Origin of the sequence: Streptomyces sp. NPDC058469, assembly GCF_042721125.1 — a bacterium.
Taxonomy (GTDB): domain Bacteria; phylum Actinomycetota; class Actinomycetes; order Streptomycetales; family Streptomycetaceae; genus Streptomyces.
In genome coordinates, this window is the sequence record NZ_JBHXME010000040.1 from 24,009 (window position 1) to 48,021 (window position 24,013).

The window sequence follows — 24,013 nt, forward strand, 5'->3', positions numbered from 1 at the left end:
ACTCCTGGGCTGCCTGGCTTCTAGAGTCGAAGACATGACCACAGCACAGGAAGCTCCTTACGCCCCCGAACACAGCCCCCGCCTGGACTGGGCCCAGCACGCGCCCGAGGTCTACAAGGCGATGGTCCGTCTCGACGCCGCCGCCCGTCGGGGCCTCGACCCGAAGCTGCTGGAACTGGTGAAGATCCGCGCCTCGCAGCTCAACCACTGCGCGTTCTGCCTCGACATGCACACCAAGGACGCGCTCGCGGCGGGCGAGAGCGTGGAGCGGATCATTCAGCTCGGCGCGTGGGAGGAGTCGCGGCACTTCTACACCGAGCAGGAGCTGGCGGCGATCGAGCTGACCGAGGCGGTCACCGTGATCACGGACGGTTTCGTGCCGGACGAGGTGTACGAGCGGGCGGCCGAGCAGTTCGAGGAGGCCGAGCTGGCGCAGCTGATCGCCGCGATCACGGTGATCAACGCGTGGAACCGGTTCGGTGTGAGCACGCGGATGGTGCCGGGGCACTACAAGGCGGGACAGTACAAGTGACCTCACCTGCAAGGGCGTTGGACCGCGAGGTCCGGGAGCGTCGGCCGTGAGCGAGGTCGAGCTGTTCCGGAGTCTGCATCAGCGGCGGCTGCCCGGTGATCCGCTGGTGCTGCCCGGGCCCTGGGACGCGGTCAGTGCGCGGGTGTTCGTGGAGGCCGGGTTCGCGGCGCTCGCCACGCCCAGTGCCGGGGTGGCCGCCTCGCTCGGGTACGAGGACGGGGCCACGCCGGCGGACGAGATGTTCGCGGCGGTCGCGCGGATCGTGCGGGCCGTGGACGTGCCGGTGTCGGCGGACATCGAGGGCGGGTACGGTCTCGCGCCGAAGGAGTTGGTGGAGCGGCTGCTGGAGGCGGGGGCGGTGGGCTGCAACCTTGAGGACTCCGACGGGGGTGTGCTCAAGGACCCGCGGCGGCACGCGGACTGGCTGGCCGAGGTGCGGGCGGTGGCGGCGGACCGGTTGTTCGTCAACGCGCGGGTCGACACCTTCCTGCACGGTGACGGGAACCCCGAACGGGCCATCGAGCGGGCCGCGTTGTACGTCGCGGCGGGTGCCGACTGTGTCTATCCGATCATGGCTCCAGCGGATGTGCTGCCGTTGCTGCGGTCCGGTATCCGCGGGCCGGTCAACGCGCTCGCGCGGCTGGACGGCAGCGGCCCCTCGCCCACCGCACTCGGTGAACTCGGGGCCACGCGCATCACGTTCGGGCCGGGGCTCCAGCGCTGGGCGGCACTCGCACTCCGGGGAAGGGCCGACGAGCTGAAGCGGTGAGCGGGGTCAGGACAGCCACGCCTTCCACGTGGAGGGGTGGTTGTCCACCCACTTCTTCGCGGCGTCGGCCGGGGACAGTTTCTGGTCGGCGATCATCAGGGAGACCTCGTTCTGGTCCTCGGTCGTCCAGTTGAACTTCTTCAGGAAGGCCGCCGCCTTGCCGCCGCGCTTGGCGAAGTCCGTGTTGAGGTACTTCTCCAGCGGGGTGTGGGGGTAGGCGCAGGCGACCTTGGCGGCGTCGGCGTCGCAGCCCTCCTTGTAGGCGGGGAGTTTCACCTCCGTCATGGGGACCTTCTTGAAGAGCCACTGGGGTGCGTACCAGTAGGTGAGGAAGGGCTTCTTCTCCTTGGCGAACTGCTTCATCTGGGTGATCTGCGCGGCCTCCGAACCGGCGAAGACCACCTGGTAGTCGAGCTTCAGGTTCGTCACCAGGGCCTTGTCGTTGGTGACGTAGGAGGGCGAGCCGTCCATCAACTGGCCCTTGCTGCCGCTCTCGGCGGTGCGGAAAAGCGAGGAGTACTTGTTGAGGTTCTTCCAGTTGGTGATGTCCGGATGCTGCTTGACCAGGTAGGTCGGGACGTACCAGCCGATGTGCCCGGTGACCCCGAGGCCGCCCGCGCGCGTGATCGTCTTCTTGTCGTCGACGTAGCGCTTCTCCTGGTCGGGGTGGCCCCAGTCCTCCAGGATCGCGTCGACCCGGCCCTGGCTGAGCGCGTCCCACGCGGGGACCTCGTCGACCTGGACGGTGTCGACGCGGTAGCCGAGCTTGTGCTCCAACAGGTACTGCGCGACAGCCACGTTGGCCTGCGCGCCCACCCAGGACTGGACGGAGAGGGTCACGGTCTTGGCGCCCTGCGCGTTGGCGAAGGGCGAGGCCTGCTTGGTCATGTCGGCGGCGCCGCAGCCCGAGAGCAGGGCGAGGGACGTCACCGCGGCGACCGAATACACCGTACGAACTCGCATGTCACGCTCCCTTCTTGGTGCGGCGTTCCGTCGGCTGGGTCACCCGGTCGAGCATCAGGCCGAGGCAGACGATCGCGGCGCCGGCGACGAGTCCGGTCGCCAAGTCGCCCTGCGCGAGGCCGAATACGGCGTCGTAGCCGAGGGCGCCGCCGCCGACCAGGCCGCCGATGATGACGACGGCGAGGACGAGGACCACGCCCTGGTTGACGGCGAGGAGCAACGCCGGGCGGGCGAGCGGGAGTTGGATCTGCCGTAGCTGCTGGGCACTGGTCGCGCCGAGTGAGCGGGCCGACTCCAGGGCGGCCGGGTCGACCTGGCGCAGGCCCTGGGTGGTGATGCGGACGACGGCGGGGAGGGCGTAGACGACCGCCGCCGCGACGGCGGGGGCGCGGCCTACGCCGAACAGGGCGACGACCGGGATCAGGTACACGAACTGCGGCATCGTCTGGCAGACGTCGAGGACGGGGCGCAGGGCCCGTTCGAAGCGGTCGCTGCGGGCGGCGGCGATGCCGGTCGCGAAGCCGAGGACGAGGGTGACGGCCACGGCGGCCAACACCTGCGACAGCGTGTCGAGGGACGGCTTCCACACCCCGAGCACGCCGATCGCGGCCATGGCGAGGACGGCGGTGATCGCGGTGCGCCAGGTGCCGATCACCCAGGCGAGGGCGGCGACGATCAGCAGCACCGACCACCAGGGCAGCCACTGCAGACCGTCGCGGACGGGGTCCAGGACCCAGGTGGTGAAGCGGCCGGCCCAGTCGGCGGTGCCGCCGAGGTAGGGGACGCCGGAGTAGAGGTGGGCGGTCATCCAGTCGACGACGCGGTTCACCGGTTCGGCGATGTTCAGGGTCCAGCCGGAGGGCCAGTCCAGGGCGCCGGCCAGACGGACGGCCACCGCTACGACCACGGTGGCGCCGAGCGCGTACAGCCACGGGCGGAGTCCCGACCCCGGCTCCCCCGCGGACGCGTCGGACTGTTGGCCCGCCGCCGCGGTGACGCGGTCCAGTACGACGGCCAGGAGCACGATCGGGATGCCGGCGGCCAGGGCCGCGCCGACGTCCACGGAGGCGAGGGCCTGGTAGACGCGGTCGCCGAGGCCTCCGGCGCCGATGACGGAGGCGATGACGGCCATGGAGAGGGCCATCATGATCGTCTGGTTGAGGCCGAGGAGGAGTTGTTTGCGGGCCAGCGGGAGCCGTGCGGTCAACAGGCGCTGGCGTCCGGTGGCGCCCAGGGACTCGACGGCCTCCAGGACCTCCGGGTCGGCGTCGCGCAGGCCGAGCGCGGTGAGGCGGGCCATGGGCGGGGCGGCGTAGACGACGGTGGCGAGGACGGCGGCGGGGACGCCGATGCCGAAGACGAGGACGACGGGGAGGAGGTAGGCGAAGGCCGGGAGCACCTGCATGGTGTCCAGGACCGGGCGCAGTGCGCGGTCCGTCCGCTCGGAGAGGCCGCCGGCCAGGCCGAGCAGCGCGCCCACGACGACCGAGGTGAGCACCGCGACCACCATCAGGGCGAGGGTCTGCATGGTCGGTACCCACATGCCGAGCAGCCCGCAGGCGAGGAAGGCGACGCCCGTCCCGATCGCGAGCCGTACGCCCGCCACCCGCCAGGCGACGAGCGCGCCGAACGCTGTGACGCCCGCCCAGCCCGCGGCGAGCAGGACCAGGTACACGGCGCGTACGGAGAGGACGACGGCGTTGCTGATGTAGCCGAAGAAGTAGAGGAACAGCGGGGAACTGTCGCGGTTGTCGATGATCCAGTCGTTGGCCCGGCCCAGCGGCCCGGACAGGTCGACGGTGAGGGCGTGCGGCCAACTGCCGCTGGACCAGTGCGCGTTGGCGAGCGGCACGAGGACCGCCGCGGCGAGCGCGAGCAGCAGGAGCTTGTGCGCGGCCCGGTGCCGGAGGACTCCGGGGAGGGCGAGGCGCGGGGCGGGTGCGGTGACCGTGGCCATCAGACCGCCTCCTTGTGGAGCTCCGCCCCCGCCACGACGTCCAGCAACCGCGCGTGGTCGACCACGCCCAGACAGCGGCCGTCCTCCACGACGCAGGCGGGCTGTCCGGTGCGGGACACGACCTTGATCGCCTCGGCGACGACCGCGTCGGCCGCGAGCGCACCGGGGTGCTCCTGACCTCCGCAGTCGCCGGGCCGCATCGCCGTACGGACCGTCATGACCTCCGCGCGCGGTACGTCCCGTACGAACTCGCGGACGTAGTCGTCGGCGGGTGAGCCGACGATCTCCTCGGGGGTGCCGAGTTGGACGATGCGGCCGTCGCGCATCAGGGCGATGCGGTCGCCGAGCTTCAGCGCCTCGTTCAGGTCGTGGGTGATGAAGACCATCGTGCGGCCCTCCTCGCGGTGCAGCCGGACGACCTCCTCCTGCATGTCGCGCCGGATCAGCGGGTCGAGCGCGCTGAACGGCTCGTCGAACAGGAGGACTTGGGGGTCGACCGCCAACGCCCGTGCCAGGCCGACGCGTTGGCGCTGACCGCCGGAGAGCTGGCCGGGGCGGCGCTGTTCCATGCCTTCCAGGCCGACCTTGGTGACGACCTCGGCGGCCCGGCGGCGGCGCTCGGCCCTGCCGATGCCCTGGATCTCCAGGCCGTAGGCGACGTTGTCGAGGACCGTGCGGTGCGGGAGGAGGCCGAAGTGCTGGAAGACCATCGCGGCGCGGTGGCGGCGGAGTTCGCGCAGCCGGGCCTTGTCCATGGCGCGGACGTCCTCGCCGTCGATGGCGATGGTGCCCGCGGTGGGTTCGATGAGGCGGGTGAGGCAGCGGACCAGGGTGGACTTGCCGGAGCCGGACAGGCCCATCACCACGAAGACCTCGCCCTTGCGCACGTCGAAGGAGACGTCACGGACGGCGGCGGTGCAGCCGGTGCGGGTGCGCAGGCCGGCGGCGTCCAGGGCGGTGAGCTCGGGGTCGGCGGGGACCTGGTCGGCCTTCGGGCCGAAGACCTTCCACAGGCCCTCGACGGAGAAGACCGGCCCGGTCGGGGGCAGGGTCGGGGGTGTCATCGGAGTCGTACTCATCGGGCACCGCCTCCGATCAGGTCGACGGCCCTCTCGCCGACCATGAGCACCCCGATCATCGGGTTCACGGCGGGCATGGTCGGGAAGACGGAGGCGTCGGCGACACGGAGACCGTCCAGGCCGCGGACCCTCAACTCGGGGTCGACCACGGCCAGTTCGTCGGTGTCGGCGCCCATGCGGCAGGTGCCCGCCGGGTGGTAGACGGTGTGGGCGACCTTGCGGGCGTACTCGCTCAGTTCCGCGTCGCCGAGGATCTCCGGGCCGGGGCACACCTCCCGCTTCAGCCAGCCGGCGAGTGGTTCGGTCCTCGCGATCTCGCGGGCGATGCGGATGCCGTCGACGAGGGTGCGGCCGTCGTAGTCGTCCTCGTCGGTGAAGTAGCGGAAGTCCAGGGCGGGTTTGACCGCCGGGTCGGCGCTCTCCAGGTACAGGCGGCCGCGGCTCTTCGGCTTGGGGATGTTGGGGGTCATGGAGACGCCGAACTCGGGGCGTTCGTAGCCGAGGCGCTCGGGGTTGTCGGTGAAGGGCACCTGGTAGAAGTGGAACATCAGGTCGGGGCCCGGGTGCCCGGGGTCGCGGCGCACGAACAGGCCCGCGTCGGAGTCCATCGCGGAGTTCTCCGGGATCGGCCCGTGGGTCTCCCAGACGATCACCGACTCGGGGTGGTCGAGGAGGTTCTCGCCGACGCCCGGGAGGTCGACCGCGACGGGGATGCCGAGCGCTTCGAGGTCCTCGCGGGGGCCGATGCCCGAGTGCAGGAGCAGACGCGGGGAGTCGACGGCGCCGGCGCACAGGACGACCTCGCGGCGGGCGCGGACGAGGAGTTCCTCGCCGTCCTTGGTGCGGACGTGCACACCTTCCGCGCGAGTGCCGTCCAACTCCAGGCGGTGGGCCCAGGTCTCAAGGAAAAGGGTGAGGTTGGGGCGCTCGTCCATCACCGGGTGGAGATACGCGACCGAAGCCGAGGACCGCTTGTTGTTCTCCGGGTGGTAGGCGAGGTCGAAGAAGCCGACGCCGTCCGTGAAGGGCGCCTTGTTGAAACCCTCGACGCGCGGGACGTCGAGCGCCGCCTGGGCCGCGTCGACGAAGTCGCGGGCGATGGCGTTCCGGTCCTTCTCGTCGACGGGGACGATGTTGTTGAGGAGGCGGGCGTAGTACGCCTCCATCGAGATCGCGCCCCAGCCCTTGGCGCCGGCCGCCTCCCACTCGTCCCAGTCGGACGGCAGCGGCTTGAAGGCGATGAGGGTGTTGTGCGAGGAGCAGCCGCCGAGCACACGGGCGCGGCTGTGCCGGATGTGGGAGTTGCCGCGCGGCTGTTCGGTGGTCGGGTAGTCGTAGTCCAGCTCGCCGCCGAGGAGGCCCATCCAGCGGCGCAGGGTCAGTACGTCCTCGCGGCCGACGTCGCTGGGGCCGCCCTCGATGACGGCGACGGTGACGTCGGGGTTCTCGGTGAGACGGGAGGCGATGACGGAGCCTGCGGTGCCGCCGCCGATGACGACATAGTCGTATTCGTTGTCGGGCATGGGGGTACTCACTCCAGTGGGGGCTGGGGGTCGAAGGGGACGTGGGGCCGCCCGCGAACCGAACGGGGGGGTTGGCCGGCGAGCCGAGCACGGGTCGGCCCGCGAACCGGACAAGCGTCAGCCCGCGAACCAGCGCACCGGCTTCGGCGCCAGGTTCTGGTAGACGTGCTTGGCCTCGCGGTACTCGGCGAGTCCGGCGGGGCCCAGCTCCCGGCCCACACCGCTCTTTCCGAAGCCGCCCCACTCCGCCTGCGGGAGGTAGGGGTGGAAGTCGTTGATCCAGACGGTGCCGTGCCGCAGCCGTCCGGCGACGCGTCGCGCGCGGCCCGCGTCGGCGGTCCAGACGGCGCCCGCGAGGCCGTACTCGGTGTCGTTGGCGAGCGCGACCGCCTCGTCCTCGGTGCGGAAGGTCTCTACGGTGAGGACCGGTCCGAAGACCTCCTCGCGTACGACGCTCATCTCGCGGTGGCACTGGTCCAGGACGGTCGGCTCGTAGAAGTAACCGGTGGCGGGCCGGGTCGCGGTCGGCTCGGGACGCTTGCCGCCAGAGCGCAGCACCGCGCCGTCGGCGAGGGCGGCGGCGACGTACGACTCGGTCTTGGCGCGCTGCTGTTCGGAGACGAGCGGGCCGCACTCGACGCCGTCCTCGGTGCCGCGGCCCAGGCGGATCTTCTCGGCGCGGCGGGCGAGTTCGGCGACGAAGCGTTCCCGGACGGTTTCCTCGACGATGAGCCGGGCGCCCGCCGAGCAGACCTGGCCGCTGTGGATGAAGGCCGCGTTGAGGGCCTGGTCGACGGCGGTGTCGAAGCCCTCTTCGGTGGCGCAGGCGTCGGCGAAGACGACGTTGGGGTTCTTGCCGCCGAGTTCGAGGGCGACCTTCTTGACGCTCACGGCGGCGGCCTGGGCCACCTTCGTGCCGCTGGCCAGACCGCCGGTGAAGGAGACGAGGTCGACGTCGGGGTGCTCGGCGAGCCGGGCGCCGACCGAGTGCCCTGGCCCGGTGACGATGTTGGCGACACCGGACGGCAGTCCGGCCTCGACGAGCAGGTCGATCAGGGCGACCGTCGTCAGCGGGGTGATCTCGCTGGGCTTGACGACGAAGGTGTTGCCGGCCGCGAGAGCGGGCGCGATCTTCCAACTCGCCTGGAGCAGCGGATAGTTCCAGGGGGTGATCAGCGCGCAGACGCCGACGGGCTCGTGCACGACGACGCTGTGCACCTCGGGCGTGCCCGCGTCGACGACCCGGCCGGGGGCCTCGGCGGCGACGAGGTCGGCGAAGTAGCGGAAGGCGTCGGCGACACAGTCGATGTCGACACGACCCTCCTCTACGGTCTTGCCCGCGTCCCGGCTCTCCAGCAGGCCGAGCTGCTCGCGGTCGCGCACGAGCAGGTCGGCGACGCGGCGCAGCAGGTCGGCGCGCTCGGTGACGGGCGTGCGCGGCCAGGCCCCCTCACCGCCGTCGAAGGCGGCGCGGGCGGCGGCGACGGCTATGTCCGTGTCCTTCTCGTCGCCCTCCGCGACCACGGCGAACGGCAGCGCGTCCGCGGGGTCGATGATCTCGCGCGTGGCGCCGGAGACCGCTTCCAGCCACTCCCCGCCCGCGTGAATGGTCTTCCCCGCCTGCTGTTCCGTGTTGTCGGCCATGATCGGTATTGCCTTCCGTTCCTGTTCAGCGTCCCAGCGTCACCTAACTGTCACTCTCGGGGACCGGGAGCGCCTGCCCGGGACGTCCGTATGCATGCGCAATCCATGGCCGAAAGTGGGCCGAGTCACTTAACAGAGGCACAAAAGCCGCATCACCATGGACTCCCTCGACTCCTTTGACTAAAGTCAAAGAACTATGGAGCCAGTCACGGACACCCCGGCGGAACCGGTGCCGACCGAATCGATGCCGACCGAATCGGCGCCGGCGGAGGACGTCGCGGCCTTCCGGCACTTCAACCGCTATTTCACCCGCCGCATCGGCGCGCTCGACGACCACTACCTCGGCCAGGACCGCCCGCTCGGCGAGGCCCGGCTGCTCTTCGAGATCGGTGACGGGGTCTCGCTGCGGGAACTGCGCGGCCGACTCGCCCTGGACGCGGGCTACTTGAGCCGGATGGCGAAGTCCCTGGAGGCGCAGGGCCTGGTACGGCTCACCGTGCCCCCGCACGACACCCGCCTGCGCCTGATCGAGCTCACCGACGCAGGCCGCGTCGAGGTCAAGGAGCAGCAACGCCGCGCCAACGCGCTCGCCGCCGGTCTCCTCGCCACCCTCACCGCACCCCAACGCACCGAACTGACCCACGCGTTGGCAACGACACAACGCCTCCTCCGCCTCGCCGGCATCACGATCACCCTCGTCGACGGCGCCACCGAGGACGCCCGCGCCTGCCTCGACGCCTACGCCGCCGACATCGACGCCCGTTTCCCGGAGGGCTTCGACAAGACCGATCTCGTACGGCCGCAGGAGGTCACCGGGGACGCGGGCGCGTTCTTCGTCGCGTACGAGGAGGGGCGGCCCGTGGCCTGCGGGGCGCTGCGGACCCTGGAGCCGGGCGTCGGCGAGATCCGGCACCTCTGGGTCCACCCCGACGCCCGCCGCCTCGGCCTCGCCCGCCGCGTCCTCGCGGAGTTGGAACGGGCCGCCGTAGAACACGACTTCACCGTCGTACGGCTGGACACGCACGCGGCGCTCACGGAGGCGCAGGCGATGTACCGGGCGTGCGGGTACGCGGAGATTCCGGCGTACGTGGACCATGTCTACGCGGACCACTGGTTCGAGAAGCGGCTGGTGGACCCGACCCCCCGGCGCCCTGACCCACCCCTAGTCCGCCCCTGACCCATCCGTAGTCCGCCCCCGGCCTACCCGTAGTCCGCCTCCGGCCTACCCGCAGTTCGCGCCCGCCGGGCAGAAGGAACCCACCGCCGCGGTGAGCGCGCCCCTGACCAGGGCGGGATCGAGAGACTCGGGGCCACTGGACCGGATCGCGTAGAGCCTGCCGTCGGCCGCCCGGAAGCGGTGGTCGATCACCCGGCGGGCGCCCTTGTCCTGGTCGTCGTAGCGGTAGGTCAATTCGGCCCAAGTGGGGCCGGAGGCGCGGTCGACGACCTGGTAACCGGGCTGCCGGACGAAGCCGTAGCCGGGGTCGTTCTCGGCCAGGTCGAGGGACTCGGCCGGGGAGTTCTCCGAGACGCGGAAGATCTGGAGGCGGCGGGTGCGGTCCGGGGAGTCGTAGGTGATCACCGGGGCCTTCGCGCCCTGCCGTTGGGTACGGGTCCAGCCCTTGGGGACGTCGACCGTGTAGCCGGTGGGGTCCTGGGCGGCGCGGTACGACGATCCGGGCCCGGTTGCACTCGGACTCGAACTCGCGCTCGCGTCCACGTGGTTGTGCGTGCCGCGCCCGTGCGTGACGTACCAGACCCCGCCCCCGGCGCCGGCGCCCAGCACCACCGCGAGAGCCACCGCGAGGACCACCCGCCAGGCACGACGGCCGGAAGCGGGCGCGAGAACCGGAGTTGGAGCCGGGGCGGGAGCCGGTGGTGACACCCACGCCGGCGGGGTCAGCGAGGTCTGCGTCTCCGCCGTGGACCACACGGACCAGGCCGCCTGTCCCCTCTCCTCGCTCGGACCGCGCTCGGCACCGAAGCCCCCGGAGCCATCGCCCGAGCCATCCCAACCAGCCATCACGAACCCCCCGAATCACCCACCACGTACCGCTTCAGACGGTAGCGACAGAAAAGGGAACGGGCCCCGCTCCGGTCGTAACCGGAACAGGGCCCGCGCAAGCCCGTGACAGAGCCGTCGAGAACGGCCCGCAGATGGCTCGGATCGAGCGGCTCAGATGAGGCCGAGGGAGCGGACCGCCTCGCGCTCCTCCTCCAGCTCCTTCACCGACGCGTCGATGCGGGCGCGGGAGAACTCGTTGATGTCCAGGCCCTGGACGATCTCGTGGACGCCGTCCTTCGTTGTGACCGGGAAGGAGGAGATGAGGCCCTCCGGGACGCCGTAGGAACCGTCCGAGGGGATGCCCATCGAGGTCCAGTCGCCGTCCGCCGTGCCGTTGACCCAGGTGTGGACGTGGTCGATCGCGGCGTTCGCGGCGGAGGCCGCCGAGGACGCGCCGCGGGCCTCGATGATCGCGGCGCCGCGCTTGGCGACGGTCGGGATGAACTCCTCGGCCAGCCACTTCTCGTCGTTCACGGTCTCGGCGGCGTTCTTGCCGGCGACCGTGGCGTGGAAGATGTCGGGGTACTGGGTGGCGGAGTGGTTGCCCCAGATGGTCAGACGCTTGATGTCGGCGACCGTGGTGCCCGTCTTCTTCGCGAGCTGGGTCAGCGCGCGGTTGTGGTCGAGGCGGGTCATCGCGGTGAAGCGGTCGGCCGGTACGTCCGGGGCGGCGGCCTGCGCGATGAGCGCGTTGGTGTTGGCCGGGTTGCCGACGACGAGGACCTTGATGTCGTCCGCGGCGTTGTCGTTGATGGCCTTGCCCTGCGGCTTGAAGATGCCGCCGTTGGCGGAGAGCAGGTCACCGCGCTCCATGCCCTTGGTGCGGGGGCGGGCGCCGACGAGGAGGGCGACGTTGGTGCCGGCGAAGGCGACGTTCGGGTCGTCCGTGATGTCGATGCCCTGAAGGAGCGGGAAGGCGCAGTCGTCGAGCTCCATCGCCGTGCCCTCGGCGGCCTTGAGCGCCGGGGTGATCTCCAGGAGACGCAGCTTGACCGGCACGTCCGCGCCGAGCAGCTGGCCGGAGGCGATGCGGAAGAGCAGGGCGTAACCGATCTGGCCGGCCGCGCCGGTGACGGTGACGTTCACGGGAGTGCGGGTCATGGCGTTCTCCGTATGACAGCTGGCGGTGGGGCGGCACTGCCCCGGGGTGCGGGACGTACAAATGATCGATCTCTTGGCGTCAAGAGATCCACCGGTCAGGCTATCGCGCATCCGCGATCCCGGACTCCCGGGTCCATGTGGCCCACCCCACAGAACGGGTCCACGCACAAATGAGGCGGCCGTCCGGCTCGGGAGAGGAACACCGGACGACCGCCGTCGGGGGTACCGAGTGTCCGGACTCCCGTGGGGGTACTTTCCGCCTGCCCCCGATCGGGGGCAGGCATTCCGCACGTACACAGAATCCCCACACATGTGGACTACGTCGTGCACCCCTTCTGCCCCGACGCCAGCGTCACGCAGGCCTTCGCCTCGCCGGCGTCCTTCACGGCCACCATCGGGGTGTAGGCGATGGCGTCGCCGGTCGCCGTGATGGTGTCGGTCTCCTTGGCGGTCCCCGCGCTCACCTGGACGGAGTCCCCCGCCACACCCGTGGTGATACGGCCCCAGGCGGCGCCGCAGGTCTTGCTGTAGCGGACCTCGACGACGGTCGTGCCGACGGTCGCGGTCTTGGCGGTGGTCACCGCGCCCGCCTCCGTGGTGCAGCCCATGCCCTCGGCGTCCTTGCCGGTGCAGCCGGAGCCCACGCACTTCACTCCGGCCGGCAGGTCGGGGTTCGTACGGGCGGACGCCGAGGCCGAGGTGTGCGTGGCCCTGGCCTTCTTGTCCTCGCCGCCGTTGTTGGTGAACAGGAACACGGCCGCGATCACCACGAGCACCCCGACGACCCCCGCACCGAACATCAGCACCCGCCGCTTGGCACCGCCCACCCCGCCGGGCGGCGCCAAGGGCCGGGACGGCTGCGCCGGTTCGCCGTACGGAACCGGCACCTCGGGCTCGGGCTTCACGGCCGCCGCTTCGGCACCGGAGCCGCCCCCGCCACCGGCCTGCTTCGGTCCCGGATACCCGGCGATCCCCCAGGAGTTGGCGACCTTCGACGGACCCTCCCGTACGTCCGACGCACCTTCTCGTACGTCCGACGGACCCTCCCGTGCGTCCTTCGAAGCACCTTCCCGTACGTCGCTGTCGGGTGTCGTCGGCTGTGGCGGCACCGTCGGGGACACTCCCGCCGGGCCTGCGATCCCCGGAGTTGCGGTGGCACCGCCGCCACCCTTACGGGCCGTCCTGCCGCCCTGCGCCTTGCCGCCCTGTGCGGGTGCCGGGGGCGCTCCGAACTCCCCCAGCGCGGCACGCGCCTGGGAGACCCGCATCGCCTCCATGGTCATGTCGTGCCGCATCTCGGAGCGGCTCCAGGCACGCTCGGCGAGCTCCCACATCGTGGTCAGATGAACGGGACTGGTGCCGGTGACCTCGGCCAGGGCGACGATCGCGCCCTTCGGTGCGAGGAGCCGGCCGTTGAGATAACGGTCCCAGGACGTCTTGCTGTAGCCCGTGCGGTCGGCCACCGCCGCGATGCTCAGGCCGCTGCGGTCCACGAGCCTGCGCAACTGGCTCGCGAACTCCCTGACCTGCGGATCGAGTTCATCCGGCAAGGCCCTCCAACGAGGCATTGCTTCCCCCCTCTGCCCTGAATTGCCCACGCTAACGCGGTTGTTGGTCGAGTTCGTTGCAAATCCGCAAACTTGTCAATACATCGACACAAGGGCCATCACTCCCACAACAGCCGTGAGGAGCATGAAAAGCAACAGCAACAACGCGTACCGGAGCAGTCGTCCACCGGGTTGCCCTCGCCCGCTCTTCGGCTTCTCCGGCGGTGTGTCCCACCACGGCAGGGTCGGATCGTCCCGGTACTCGTCCCCGGCCTCCTCCTCCCCCTCCCCCTTTCCCGGAACCGTCTCCGGGCGGGGCCATGCCTGGACCGCCAACTCCCAGCGCACACCGATGCGTTCATGGTCGACGCCGGCCACCCGGCACAGGGCGACGACGGCTTGGCGGGGCGGGGGCTGGGTGGCGTTGAGATAGCGGTGCCAGGAGGACTTGCTGTACGCGGTGCGCGCGCCGAGCGCGACCAGGCTCAGCCCGGTGCGGTCCTTGAGGAGGCGCAACTGCTCCACGAAGTGCCGCACCTCCGCCGGCAGTTCGTCCGGCAGCGGCTGCCAGCCGCCCATCGCACCTCCCCCGCGTCCCCATAGGGGTCCCCACAGGTGTTCCCCATAGGCGTTCCCCATAGGTGTCCTCATTTGGCCGCTCCGAGCGAAATGACGACGCCGGAAGGGGAACGGTTCCCTCGTCGCCGGGCGGTGCGGACCGCGTAGCGAAACGGTCACCTCCCTGCCACAGCGCGCCGACAGCCATTGAACAGCCGGTCCACAAGTCGGCAAGGTGAACGCAGACGGCGGCGCGTCCTTGCTCGGGGGAGAGGACGGGCCGCCGTCGTGTTTCGCGAACTGCGGGTGTCGCGAACTGCCGTGTGCCGGGCGCTAGTTGCTGTTGACCGTGTAGTGGAGCGTGTCCTTGAGGTACGGGATCGTCAGCCACGGCTTCGGCTGCGCCATCATCGCCAGCAGGACGATCGCGAGGCCGAGTACGGCGTAGGTGACGATGTCGGTGAAGCGGGAGCGTACGGCGAGCATGCCGACGTCCGGCATGACCCAGCGCAGGACGGCGCCGGCCAGCAGCGCGGCGCCGATCAGCAGGATTCCGTAGCGGAAGACGTCGAAGGCGGTCAGCAGGAGGCCGAGGCCGACCGTGCCGAGGACGGCGAGGATCGGCCACTGGCGGGCCGGGGCCGGGGCGTCGCGCGGGGCGGCCCGGCCGCCGCCCTCGGGGCGGGCGGTGTCCCGGGTGAAGAGGGGGAAGCGGCGGGTGGTGCGGCGCGGGTTCCCCTCGGCGTCGGGCGCGCTGACCGCGTCCGTGACCTCGATGTCGTCCACGGAGTCCGCACCACTGTCGGGTTCGATGTCGTCCACGGCATCCGTGCCCTTGCCGAGACCGGGGTCCTTGCTCTCAGGCGACACTGCGCTCCGCCGCCTCGACCACGTTGACGAGCAGCTGGGCGCGGGTCATCGGGCCGACTCCGCCGGGGTTCGGGGAGATCCAGGCGGCGACCTCGGCGACGCCCGGGTGGACGTCGCCCACGATCTTGCCGTCGGCGCCCCGCGAGACACCGACGTCGAGGACGGCGGCGCCCGGCTTCACGTCCTCGGGCCGGATCAGGTGGGCGGAACCGGCGGCGGCGACGATGATGTCGGCGCGCTTGAGGTGCGAGGAGAGATCGCGCGTACCCGTGTGGCACTGGGTCACCGTCGCGTTCTCGCTGCGCCGGGTCAGGAGGAGCGGCATCGGGCGGCCGATGGTGACTCCGCGGCCGACGACCACGACCTCGGCGCCCTTGATCTCCACGCCGTAGCGACGGAGGAGGGTGAGGACACCGTTCGGGGTGCAGGGCAGCGGGGCGGGCTCGTTGAGGACGAGACGGCCGAGGTTCATCGGGTGGAGGCCGTCGGCGTCCTTGTCCGGGTCCATGAGTTCGAGGATGCGGTTCTCGTCGATGCCCTTGGGGAGCGGGAGCTGGACGATGTAACCGGTGCAGGTCGGGTCCTCGTTCAGCTCCTTCACCACCGCCTCGATCTCGTCCTGCGTGGCGGTGGCGGGCAGTTGGCGCTGGATGGACGCGATGCCCACCTGGGCGCAGTCCCGGTGCTTGCCCGCGACGTACTTCTGGCTGCCGGGGTCGTCCCCGACCAGGATCGTGCCGAGGCCGGGCGTGACGCCCTTCTCCTTCAGCGCCGCCACGCGGGCGGTCAGATCGGACTTGATCGCGGCTGCGGTGGCCTTGCCATCGAGAATCTGGGCGGTCATGGACCCATCCTCGCGGATGACGCCCTCCGGGTTCCAATCCGGGTACACCCCGGGTGTATCGCCATGATCACTGATGTTGCACTTACACAACACCTATGGAATGCCGCTGGACAAAATCCAGCCCCGGCTAGAACGATGAACGCCGCAGTACTGCGGTAGGTGTTGGGGGGCAAGCCGCTCATCTTGTGACATACCTCCGCGCAATCCGCATCGTCCCCGCATTGCCAACGGAGGAAAACCCGCCATGAGTTACGACCCGAACAACCCCTACGGGCAGCCGCAGCAGCCCCCGCAGGGCTACGGCCAGCCGCAGGGCCAGCCCGGGTACGGCCAGCCCCAGCAGCCCCAGGGTCAGCCGGGCTACGGCTACCCGCAGGGCGCCCCCCAGGGTGTCCCGCCGCAGCAGGGCTACGGCTACCCGCAGCAGCCGGGCTACCCCGGTTACCAGCAGGCCGGTTACGGCGCGACCCCGCCGTACGCGAACTGGGGTCAGCGCTTCCTCGGCACCCTGGTCGACGCCCTCGTCTTCATCGTGCCGTACATCCTCATCATCGTCGGCCGCGGCAACGGAGCGCTGACGGCCATCGGCGGCATCCTCATCATCGGTCTCGCCATCTGGCAGCTGATCCGCGAGGGCCGCACCGGCCAGACCGTCGGCAAGCAGGCGCTGGGCATCCGCCTGGTTCGCGAGAGCGACGGCCAGCCGCTCGGCGTCGGCATGGCCTTCGTCCGCCGCCTCGCCCACTTCCTCGACAGCATCGCGTGCTACCTGGGCTGGCTGTGGCCGGCGTGGGACGCGAAGCGTCAGACGTTCGCGGACAAGGTCTGCGGTTCGATCGTGATCCGCACGCAGTGAGCATTGGTTCGTCGAACGACGGCGGCCGCCGGTTCTCGCGGGAGAACCGGCGGCCGTTTCGTTGTGCGGCTAGGTGGTCGGCAGTAGATAGCAGGCCTTGGCCGTGCCCTGCAGTGGGTCGGTGAACACCGCGTTGGTGCAAGGGGTACCGCTGGTGAGCGACTTCTGGATGTACGTGCTCCCCGCGCCGTACGCGACCGTGCGGGTGCCGGTGAAAGGACACATGCCGTTCTCCGTGGCGCAGAGCGTCGATCCGGCCGGGCCGGTGGTGACGGGGCCGGTGTAACAGGACTTCGCGACGCCGTAGTCGGGGTCGAAGAGCGCGGCACTGGTACAGGGTGTGCCGTCGGTCAGGGTCTGGTACGAGTAGATGCCGTTCGCTCCGAAGGCCACCGACCGGGTCCCGGTGAAGGAGCAGGTGCCGTTCTCCTGCGCGCAGGAGGTGTAGCCGGCCGGGGTGGCCGCGCCGCCGGGGTTCGCCGCGACCAGGTAGGTGCCGGGCTGGACTCCGGTGAGGTAGACGTAGTCCGCGTCCGCGTGGGCGCCGCCGATGCCGCCGGCCGCGGTGAACGCGCCGTTGCTCCACACCACCTGACCACCGACCGACACGACGGGGTTGGCTCCGCCGTACGTCGGCACCGCGATCGTGCCGCTGGTGCCGGAGGGCGCGGTGACCTGCATCCCGAACTGGCCGATGCCGCTCTCGCCCGCCCAGGACACCGCCAGCGCGCCGTGCGGGGTGGGGACTCTGCCCTCGGCCCAGGCCAGGTCGCCCGGGTGGGGCCGCACGGACCAGGTGGCGTATCCGGCGGTCACGGGCTGGGCGCCGAGTACGTAGCCGGACAGTGCCGAGGTCGGGGTGGTCGACCAGCCGTGCGCCAGGCTGGTGCTGGTTCCCAGGCCCGGGGAGCCGTCGGTGGCGACGTTCTCCCACATGGTCCCGGTGAAGTCGGTCCCCGCGGTGGCCATGTGGCCCCACAGCGTGCCGAGCAGGGTCTCCGCGCCGGCGGTGTCGCCCGCGGCCAGCCGGGCTTCGAGTTCGTACCCACTGGTGTACGGGCTGATCACCGGGCTGTAGCCCGCGTCGGAGCTGAACGGCAGGGGGCCGTAGGGGGTGGTCCACAGGGCGGTCTTCAGTGCCGCCAGGATCGAGGCGTGGTTCGCCGCCGGGGCCACCCCGTACAGCACGGCGAGGGCGTTGGCGTCCTGCGGCACACCGGTGGTCTTGGTGTCGCTGATGCGGTAGAGGCCGGTCGCGCTGTTGAACAGGTACGTGTTGATGGCCGCCTTGAGGGTCGCGGCCTGTTGGGTGTACTGCGCGGCGAGCGTCGACTGGCCTGCCGCGGTGGCCAGTTGGGCTCCGTCGAGCAGTGCCTTGTAGTAGATGAGGTTGTACTCGGTGACCGCACCCGTCTTCACGTTGTCGTAGAAGTCCCAGTCGGCGCCGTCGGCGGCGTCGGTGACGAACAGTCCGCGGGAATCGACCTGGGTCGCGTTCCAGGCCAACTCGGCCTGGGCGATGGGCCATTCCTGCTGCACGAACGCGGTGTCACCGGTGTAGAGGTAGTACGACTCCAAGGCGAGCAGCCAGTACATCGAGTACGTCGCCGAGTAGGTACCGGTGGTGCCCTGGATCGCGGCGCCGGTGTGCGGTGCGCTCTGCGGGGGCAGGGCGCCGGTGACGAAACCGCTGGACAACCGGTAGCTGCCGAGGAGTTGGAGGGCGCCCTTGAGGTAGTCCGTCCGGCCGGTGGAGTCGTACACCGTCGGGCCCTCGACGTTGAGGTCGCCGGACCAGATCGCGCGGTCGCGCTTCGCGCCGTCCAGGATGGACGCCACGGAGTTGACCCCGGGTACGGCGAAGTCGGACAGCGCGGATGTCGTGCCGAGCGCGTTGCTGTAGAGGGTGGCGCCGGAGCTGTTCACGACCTTCAGATTGCGGAAGTACGCCTCCTCGCCCGTGTATTCGCGGAAGCCCACCGTGCCGGTCGGGTAGGCGGTGGTGCCGGAGGGGAAGGACGCCGAGTTCAGGGTGACGAGCGGGGTGTTGTCCAGCGACACGGTGATGGTCGTGCCGGACACGGTGGTGGTGACGGTGTGCCAGCTGCCGGTGGTCAGCGACGCCGGGAGCGGGGTGCTTCCGACGCTGGTGTAGGTGCCGTCGTGGAGGTCGAGTTCCTGGAGCGTGTCCGCGGCGCCGCTGGTGTCGTCGTGCGCGTTCAGGATGAACACGTAGCCGTTGTCCGCGTTCTGGCCGCGCACCACCCAACCCGCTTGGTTGCTCACGAGGTTCGTGTCGAAGGTGGTGGTGTAGTCGCCCCACGAACCGCCCTGGTTCAGCAGCCCCGCGTTGGGCGGCGCGCTGCCGTACGCGTCGAGGACACCGCCGCTGACCCGCCAGCTCCCGGGCAGGGAACCCGCTGCGGCCGAGTCGAGCTGCGCGGTGTACGCGCCCTCGTACCAGATCTTGTTCAACTGGTCCGAGCTGGACACGAAGTAGCCCTGGTACCCGTCGGCCGTCGTACGGTCGGCGATGTACTGGACCCCGGCGGCGGTGAGCGTGAGTGTGCCCGGCGAGGTGAGGGTGATCTCCTCGTACCGCTCGCCGCCCTGCACTGAGCGGTTGGTGATCGTCCCCGGCCCGGTCACCGTGTACGTGTCCGAGCGGGCGGAGTCACCCTCCCCCCATGGGGTGCCGCCGTCGCCCGAGGCCGACACATACCGCGAGCTCTCGCTGTACCCCGCCTTGAGCTGCGGCGACCCCGTCTCCGCGGAGACCGTGAAGTACGGCAACCCGCCGACGTTCTTCCCGTAGTCCAGCACGATGGTCGGCGTCGTCCCCCCGGCCGCCAGCGTCAGCGTCGCCCCACCCGAGCCCCCGCACACCAGGTTCGCCGCCCCGCTGACGCTGCCCGACGTGCTCGTCACCGCCGTGGGGCACACGGTCGCGCCGCTCGGCGCCTCGACGTAACTCTGCCAGTCCGGCGCCGACGGCCACGGGGTGGCGGACGTGGCGGCGGACGCGGTCTGCGCCATCTGCGGAAGGCACCAGAGGAGGAGTGCGGCGGCCCCGGCGAGGGCTGCCAGCCTGCGGTTTCGTCTGTGGTGGGGGGTTCGGCGATCAGCGACCATGGGGGGATCCTGGTGACGAGAAGCGGATCGGCGGGCGGCTCGCCTCACCGATTGGAACGTTTCAATCACAGGTGTCGCTGGGAGGCTATTGATTCGCCAGGTACGCGTCAATGGATGTGACAGGGCGGGGTTTTGCGGGCGGTCTACGGCATCACGACACCGGAATCAGCCGGTGTGCGGTGAGTTCGCCGAGCCTCACGCCCGGCGAACTCACCGACAGGTCGCGGCAGTTGCCGCCGTTCAGTGGAAGAAGTGCGGCCGTCCCCGTGCGGTACATCGGAGGCCGCGGTCGTACTCGCCGTTACTTGAGTTACTTGAGCCCGTGGACGAAGGGCGCCCAGGCGGGGGCGGGGATGAGGAGGGCGGGGCCGTCCGGGACCTTGGAGTCACGGACGGGGACGATGCCGGGGAGGTCGTCGCGGACTTCGACGCACTCGCCGCCAGAGCCGTAGCTGTAGCTGCTTGCGCGCCAGAGCGCGGCACCGGGGAAGGCTTCCGCAACCTCGACGCACTCACCGCCGCTGCTGTTGCTGTAGCTGCTCTTGCGCCACACCGCAGTGCTCAAGTCAGGCCCTGTGCTTGCCATTTCCGTGATCCTCCAAGGTGGACGGCTAGGCAGTACCGGCCCAGTCGACGAAGGGCGCCCAGGCGGGAGCGGGGATGAACAGCGCCGGACCGTGCGGGACCTTGGAATCCCGCACAGGGACAACGCCGGGGAGATCGTCGCGGACTTCGACGCACTCGCCACCAGAGCCGTTGCTGTAGGTGCTCTTACGCCAGCTCAAGTCATGCTCGGTGCTTGCCATTTCGGTAGTCCTCTGCCGCTTGCTCGATCATGGTCAGGGATGCGTCCGGCGGTAGCGCCGCAGCCCTGAGCAGATCGTACGACCTGCGGTAGTCCTTCACGAGGGCTGGGAAGTCGATCAGTTGGCCGCTGTGCAGACCCTCCGTGTACACCACGGGTGGTGCGTCCGGGAAGGTCATGGCCCGAACCATGCCCATCATGAACGGGTGAGCCACCGCCGTTTCCGGCAGGATCTGCAAAACGCCCTGATTGGAGCTGATCACCTGCCCGATGTGCTCCAGTTGGACCGCCATCTCCTCGGGGGACAACAGCGGTTTACGGATCAGCGACTCGTGCAGTACCGCCCAGAACGACGGACGCTCGTCCCGTTCCCACAGCTTCGAACGGGCCATGCGAGCCTTGACCTGCTTCTCGACGGTCTCTGGCGGCAACCAAGGCAGCGAAGTGCGGACAACCGCCGTGGCGTAGGTCTCCGTCTGCAACAGCCCAGGAATCAGCGAGGGCGCCCAGTCCTCAATCGACTCCGCGCTCTTCTCCATCTCCGCGACATCCGCGAAGTACTCCGCATGCCCTGCCTGCTTCGCTTTCCGCGCGTCTTCACAACGCCGCTCGAAAAAGCCGTCCGTGCCGAGCCGCCTGTCGACGTGCTGGGCGAGATCCAACGGCATTCGCCGCTCACCCCGCTCGATCAGGCTCAGAAAAGGAACGCCACGAAAGCTTCCCTCCGCCAACTGTTCGAGCGTCAAGCCCGCCGCTTCCCTCTTGAAGCGCAACTCCGCGCCGTAGAAGGAAGGGACATTCGCCGACGCGTCGGTGTCCTTGCGTGGGGGCACAACTCACCACCGCCTTTTGCCAGTTCCCGGGTGCAACCCAAAGCACTGTCACGGTACGAGATTTCGCGTCACTGTGTGAGCAATTCGTCACAGAGAGAGGCGTACGGCAATGATCAGCCCCCACTCCCACGAGGCCAACACCGAAGTAGCCGAACTACAGGCCGCGTTGAAGGCGCACGGGATCACCCTGCCGTCCCTCGGCGTCGACCTTCCCTCGGTCGTCCAGACCTACGGCGCCCCGCTCGTCGAACTCGGGAACTGCAACCTCGACACCGCCAGGGCCCTCACCGCCGCCCTCCGCAAGGCGGCCGACCGGTGACGCCGCTCGCCCTGGAACTCCTCGCCGTCCCCAAGGCGGTACCGGACGCCCGCCGTGCCGTACGCGAACACCTCGGCGTCCCGTGTCCCGAAGTCCAGCTCTGTGTCAGCGAGTTACTGACCAACGTGATCAAGCACCTCGGCGAGGGCACACCGGTGACGCTGCGGGTGACGTGCGAGGACGGCCGTATCCGCGTCGCCGTCACGGACCCGGAGCCGTACGCCTGGCTCGTCGTACGCGCGGCCGGGCCGGACGACGAGAACGGTCGCGGCCTGCTGCTGCTCGACGCGCTCGCGGTGCGGTGGGGCGTGGAACAGGGGCCGGAGGGCAAGACGGTGTGGTGCGAACTGCCACCGTCCGAGCCGCCTCCGGCCCCTGCTTCAACTCCCGCTTCGATCCCGGAGGATCTGGCTGATCTCAGTGGAAGAAGTGCCGCGTCCCCGTGAAGTACATCGTGACGCCCGCCTTCTTCGCGGCCTCGATGCTCAGCTCGTCGCGGAGCGAACCGCCGGGCTGGACCACGGCCTTGACGCCCGCTTCGGTCAGGACCTCAAGCCCGTCCGGGAACGGGAAGAACGCGTCCGAGGCCGCGAACGAACCCCGGGCCCGCTCCTCGCCCGCCCGCTCGACGGCGAGCTTCGCGGAGTCGACGCGGTTGACCTGGCCCATGCCGACGCCGACCGAGGCGCCGTCCTTGGCGAGCAGGATCGCGTTGGACTTCACCGCGCGGCAGGCCTTCCACGCGAAGGCGAGGTCGGCGAGGTCGGACTCGGAGAGCGCGTCGCCCGTCGCCAGCGTCCAGTTGGCCGGGTCGTCGCCGTCGGCCTGGAGGCGGTCGGTGACCTGGAGCAGGGCGCCACCGTCGATGGGCTTGACCTCGGCCGGGTGCGAGGGCGCGCCCGGGGTCTTCAGGACCCGGAGGTTCTTCCGCTTGGCGAGGATCTCCAGCGCGTCCTCCTCGTAGTCGGGCGCGACGATGACCTCGGTGAAGATCGGGGCGACCTGCTCGGCCAGCTCCTTCGTCACCGGGCGGTTGACCGCGATCACGCCGCCGAACGCCGACAGCGGGTCACACGCGTGTGCCTTGCGGTGCGCCTCGGCGACATCCGAACCGATCGCGATACCGCAGGGGTTGGCGTGCTTGATGATCGCGACACAGGGCTCGTCGTGGTCGTACGCGGCACGGCGGGCGGCGTCCGTGTCCGTGTAGTTGTTGTACGACATCTCCTTGCCGTGCAGCTGCTCGGCCTCGGCGAGACCGACGCCGAGGCCGTCGACGTAGAGCGCGGCGGGCTGGTGCGGGTTCTCGCCGTACCGGAGGGTGCTCTTGCGCTCCAGGGTGGCGCCCAGGAAGTCGGGGAACCCGGAGTCGTCCACGGGTGCGTAGGCGCTGGCGAACCAGCCGGCGACCGCGATGTCGTACGACGCCGTGTGCTGGAAGGCCTCCGCCGCGAGCCGCTTGCGGGTGTTGAGGTCGAAACCGCCGTTCTGTACGGCGCTCAGCACGTCGGCGTAGCGGGCCGGGCTGGTGACCACCGCGACCGAGGGGTGGTTCTTGGCGGCGGCGCGGACCATCGACGGGCCGCCGATGTCGATCTGCTCGACGCACTCGTCCGGGGACGCGCCCGAGGCGACCGTCTCCCGGAACGGGTACAGGTTGACGACCACCAGGTCGAAGGGGGCCACGCCCAGCTCGTCGAGCTGCTGACGGTGGCTCTCCAGGCGCAGGTCGGCGAGGATGCCGGCGTGCACCTTGGGGTGCAGGGTCTTGACCCGGCCGTCCAGGCACTCGGGGAAGCCGGTCAGCTCCTCGACCTTGGTGACGGGGACACCGGCTGCGGCGATACGGGCGGCGGTGGAACCCGTGGAGACGAGCTCCACGCCCGCCTCGTGCAGGCCGCGGGCCAGCTCCTCCAGGCCGGTCTTGTCGTAGACGCTGACCAGCGCGCGACGGATGGCTCGCTTGTTGCTCTCGGCGGTCACTGGATAACTACCTTTCGTCCCTCAATGCGATAGCCGTTGCGGGCGAGCCGCCCCACGACATCGACGAGCAGCGTGCGCTCGACTTCCTTGATGCGCTCGTGCAGAGCGCTCTCGTCGTCCTCGTCCCGGATCTCGACCACGCCCTGAGCGATGATCGGCCCGGTGTCGACGCCGTCGTCGACGAAGTGGACGGTGCAGCCGGTGACCCGGGCGCCGTACGCGAGCGCGTCCCGTACGCCGTGGGCTCCCGGAAAACTGGGCAGCAGGGCGGGGTGCGTGTTCACGACCCGGCCGCCGAAGCGGGCCAGGAACTCCTTGCCCACGATCTTCATGAACCCGGCCGACACGATCAGGTCGGGCTCGTAGGCAGCGGTCGCCTCGGCCAGGGCCGCGTCCCATTCCTCGCGGGTCCCGAAGTCCCTCACCTTGCGGACGAACGTGGGCAGCCCGGCGCGCTCGGCGCGGGCGAGCCCCTCGATGCCCTCCCGGTCCGCGCCGACGGCCACGATCTCGGCTCCGTACGCCTCGGTGCCGGCGGTACCGACGGCGTCGAGGAGCGCCTGCAGATTCGTACCGGATCCGGAGACCAGCACGACGAGGCGCTTGGCCACGGGCTTGGCGGCCACGGCGGTG

The 24,013-nt window shown here is 70.3% G+C and carries 23 protein-coding genes; 6 read left to right on the forward strand and 17 right to left on the reverse strand.

Annotation, left to right across the window (positions count from 1 at the left end; translation table 11 throughout):
* Window positions 1-34 precede the first annotated feature (34 nt).
* Together ACFWP5_RS19305 and ACFWP5_RS19310 are read left to right on the forward strand one after the other, a co-directional pair.
* A complete protein-coding gene (locus ACFWP5_RS19305; protein WP_384157481.1) occupies window positions 35-532 on the forward strand; it encodes a carboxymuconolactone decarboxylase family protein in 498 nt (165 codons plus the stop codon).
* 46 nt (window positions 533-578) lie between these two features.
* A complete protein-coding gene (locus ACFWP5_RS19310; RefSeq protein ID WP_384157484.1) occupies window positions 579-1,301 on the forward strand; it encodes an isocitrate lyase/phosphoenolpyruvate mutase family protein in 723 nt (240 codons plus the stop codon).
* 6 nt (window positions 1,302-1,307) lie between these two features.
* Here ACFWP5_RS19310 and ACFWP5_RS19315 read toward each other — a convergent pair whose 3' ends face one another.
* The 5 genes from ACFWP5_RS19315 to ACFWP5_RS19335 form a co-directional block, all read right to left on the reverse strand.
* Window positions 1,308-2,264 (reverse strand): ABC transporter substrate-binding protein, encoded by a 957-nt coding sequence (locus ACFWP5_RS19315; RefSeq protein WP_384157487.1) that lies wholly within the window; start codon window positions 2,262-2,264, stop codon window positions 1,308-1,310.
* Window position 2,265: 1 nt separating this feature from the next.
* Window positions 2,266-4,221 carry an ABC transporter permease gene (locus ACFWP5_RS19320; RefSeq protein WP_384157490.1) on the reverse strand — a complete coding sequence of 652 codons (1,956 nt, stop codon included), beginning with the start codon at window positions 4,219-4,221 and terminating at the stop codon, window positions 2,266-2,268.
* Window positions 4,221-5,300: a glycine betaine/L-proline ABC transporter ATP-binding protein gene (locus ACFWP5_RS19325; protein ID WP_384157493.1), complete on the reverse strand. Its 1,080-nt coding sequence runs from the start codon at window positions 5,298-5,300 to the stop codon at window positions 4,221-4,223. Before ACFWP5_RS19325 ends, ACFWP5_RS19320 begins: the two co-directional genes overlap by 1 nt.
* Entirely contained in the window at window positions 5,297-6,823 is a 1,527-nt protein-coding gene (locus tag ACFWP5_RS19330; RefSeq protein WP_384157496.1) for a GMC family oxidoreductase, read from the reverse strand. Before ACFWP5_RS19330 ends, ACFWP5_RS19325 begins: the two co-directional genes overlap by 4 nt.
* Before the next feature lie 117 nt (window positions 6,824-6,940).
* Window positions 6,941-8,467, reverse strand: coding sequence for an aldehyde dehydrogenase family protein (locus ACFWP5_RS19335; RefSeq protein ID WP_384157499.1), 1,527 nt, complete (start codon window positions 8,465-8,467; stop codon window positions 6,941-6,943).
* Between the two features lie 196 nt (window positions 8,468-8,663).
* On the opposite strand from ACFWP5_RS19335, the gene ACFWP5_RS19340 reads away from it, so the two are divergent.
* Window positions 8,664-9,644 (forward strand): GNAT family N-acetyltransferase, encoded by a 981-nt coding sequence (locus tag ACFWP5_RS19340; RefSeq protein WP_384157502.1) that lies wholly within the window; start codon window positions 8,664-8,666, stop codon window positions 9,642-9,644.
* Between the two features lie 45 nt (window positions 9,645-9,689).
* Here ACFWP5_RS19340 and ACFWP5_RS19345 read toward each other — a convergent pair whose 3' ends face one another.
* The 6 genes from ACFWP5_RS19345 to ACFWP5_RS19370 all read right to left on the reverse strand — a co-directional run bounded on the left by ACFWP5_RS19345 (window position 9,690) and on the right by ACFWP5_RS19370 (window position 15,452).
* A complete protein-coding gene (locus ACFWP5_RS19345) occupies window positions 9,690-10,490 on the reverse strand; it encodes a hypothetical protein (RefSeq protein WP_384157505.1) in 801 nt (266 codons plus the stop codon).
* 153 nt (window positions 10,491-10,643) lie between these two features.
* Window positions 10,644-11,633, reverse strand: a complete 990-nt coding sequence (locus tag ACFWP5_RS19350; RefSeq protein WP_384157508.1) for a malate dehydrogenase — start codon at window positions 11,631-11,633, stop codon at window positions 10,644-10,646.
* A 317-nt stretch (window positions 11,634-11,950) separates the two neighbouring features.
* Window positions 11,951-13,183 carry a helix-turn-helix domain-containing protein gene (locus tag ACFWP5_RS19355; protein WP_384157511.1) on the reverse strand — a complete coding sequence of 411 codons (1,233 nt, stop codon included), beginning with the start codon at window positions 13,181-13,183 and terminating at the stop codon, window positions 11,951-11,953.
* Between the two features lie 93 nt (window positions 13,184-13,276).
* Window positions 13,277-13,759 carry a helix-turn-helix domain-containing protein gene (locus ACFWP5_RS19360; protein ID WP_384157513.1) on the reverse strand — a complete coding sequence of 161 codons (483 nt, stop codon included), beginning with the start codon at window positions 13,757-13,759 and terminating at the stop codon, window positions 13,277-13,279.
* A 312-nt stretch (window positions 13,760-14,071) separates the two neighbouring features.
* Window positions 14,072-14,551, reverse strand: coding sequence for a DUF3017 domain-containing protein (locus ACFWP5_RS19365; RefSeq protein ID WP_384157581.1), 480 nt, complete (start codon window positions 14,549-14,551; stop codon window positions 14,072-14,074).
* Between the two features lie 46 nt (window positions 14,552-14,597).
* Window positions 14,598-15,452, reverse strand: coding sequence for a bifunctional methylenetetrahydrofolate dehydrogenase/methenyltetrahydrofolate cyclohydrolase (locus ACFWP5_RS19370; RefSeq protein ID WP_384157516.1), 855 nt, complete (start codon window positions 15,450-15,452; stop codon window positions 14,598-14,600).
* A gap of 244 nt (window positions 15,453-15,696) precedes the next feature.
* On the opposite strand from ACFWP5_RS19370, the gene ACFWP5_RS19375 reads away from it, so the two are divergent.
* On the forward strand, window positions 15,697-16,308 hold the full coding sequence (locus ACFWP5_RS19375; protein ID WP_384157519.1) for an RDD family protein: 612 nt from the start codon (window positions 15,697-15,699) through the stop codon (window positions 16,306-16,308).
* Window positions 16,309-16,377: 69 nt separating this feature from the next.
* On the opposite strand, the gene ACFWP5_RS19380 is transcribed toward ACFWP5_RS19375, so the two are convergent.
* From ACFWP5_RS19380 to ACFWP5_RS19395, 4 genes are all read right to left on the reverse strand, one after another.
* Entirely contained in the window at window positions 16,378-19,344 is a 2,967-nt protein-coding gene (locus ACFWP5_RS19380; protein ID WP_384157522.1) for an alpha-L-rhamnosidase C-terminal domain-containing protein, read from the reverse strand.
* A 406-nt stretch (window positions 19,345-19,750) separates the two neighbouring features.
* Complete coding sequence (locus ACFWP5_RS19385; RefSeq protein WP_384157525.1) at window positions 19,751-20,026, reverse strand: DUF397 domain-containing protein; 276 nt, start codon at window positions 20,024-20,026, stop codon at window positions 19,751-19,753.
* Window positions 20,027-20,051: 25 nt separating this feature from the next.
* A complete protein-coding gene (locus ACFWP5_RS19390) occupies window positions 20,052-20,246 on the reverse strand; it encodes a DUF397 domain-containing protein (RefSeq protein WP_384157528.1) in 195 nt (64 codons plus the stop codon).
* The gene (locus tag ACFWP5_RS19395) at window positions 20,227-21,078 is read right to left on the reverse strand and encodes a Scr1 family TA system antitoxin-like transcriptional regulator (RefSeq protein ID WP_384157531.1); all 852 of its coding nucleotides are present in this window, start codon (window positions 21,076-21,078) and stop codon (window positions 20,227-20,229) included. Before ACFWP5_RS19395 ends, ACFWP5_RS19390 begins: the two co-directional genes overlap by 20 nt.
* A 109-nt stretch (window positions 21,079-21,187) precedes the next feature.
* On the opposite strand from ACFWP5_RS19395, the gene ACFWP5_RS19400 reads away from it, so the two are divergent.
* Both ACFWP5_RS19400 and ACFWP5_RS19405 read left to right on the forward strand, forming a co-directional pair.
* Window positions 21,188-21,397 (forward strand): hypothetical protein, encoded by a 210-nt coding sequence (locus ACFWP5_RS19400; RefSeq protein WP_384157534.1) that lies wholly within the window; start codon window positions 21,188-21,190, stop codon window positions 21,395-21,397.
* Entirely contained in the window at window positions 21,394-21,843 is a 450-nt protein-coding gene (locus ACFWP5_RS19405; RefSeq protein ID WP_384157537.1) for an ATP-binding protein, read from the forward strand. Before ACFWP5_RS19400 ends, ACFWP5_RS19405 begins: the two co-directional genes overlap by 4 nt.
* On the opposite strand, the gene purH is transcribed toward ACFWP5_RS19405, so the two are convergent.
* Window positions 21,815-23,380, reverse strand: a complete 1,566-nt coding sequence (gene purH / locus ACFWP5_RS19410) for a bifunctional phosphoribosylaminoimidazolecarboxamide formyltransferase/IMP cyclohydrolase (protein ID WP_384157540.1) — start codon at window positions 23,378-23,380, stop codon at window positions 21,815-21,817. The genes ACFWP5_RS19405 and purH overlap by 29 nt on opposite strands.
* Window positions 23,377-24,006, reverse strand: a complete 630-nt coding sequence (gene purN, locus ACFWP5_RS19415) for a phosphoribosylglycinamide formyltransferase (RefSeq protein WP_384157584.1) — start codon at window positions 24,004-24,006, stop codon at window positions 23,377-23,379. The genes purH and purN overlap by 4 nt, the downstream gene beginning before the upstream one ends.
* Window positions 24,007-24,013 lie beyond the last annotated feature (7 nt).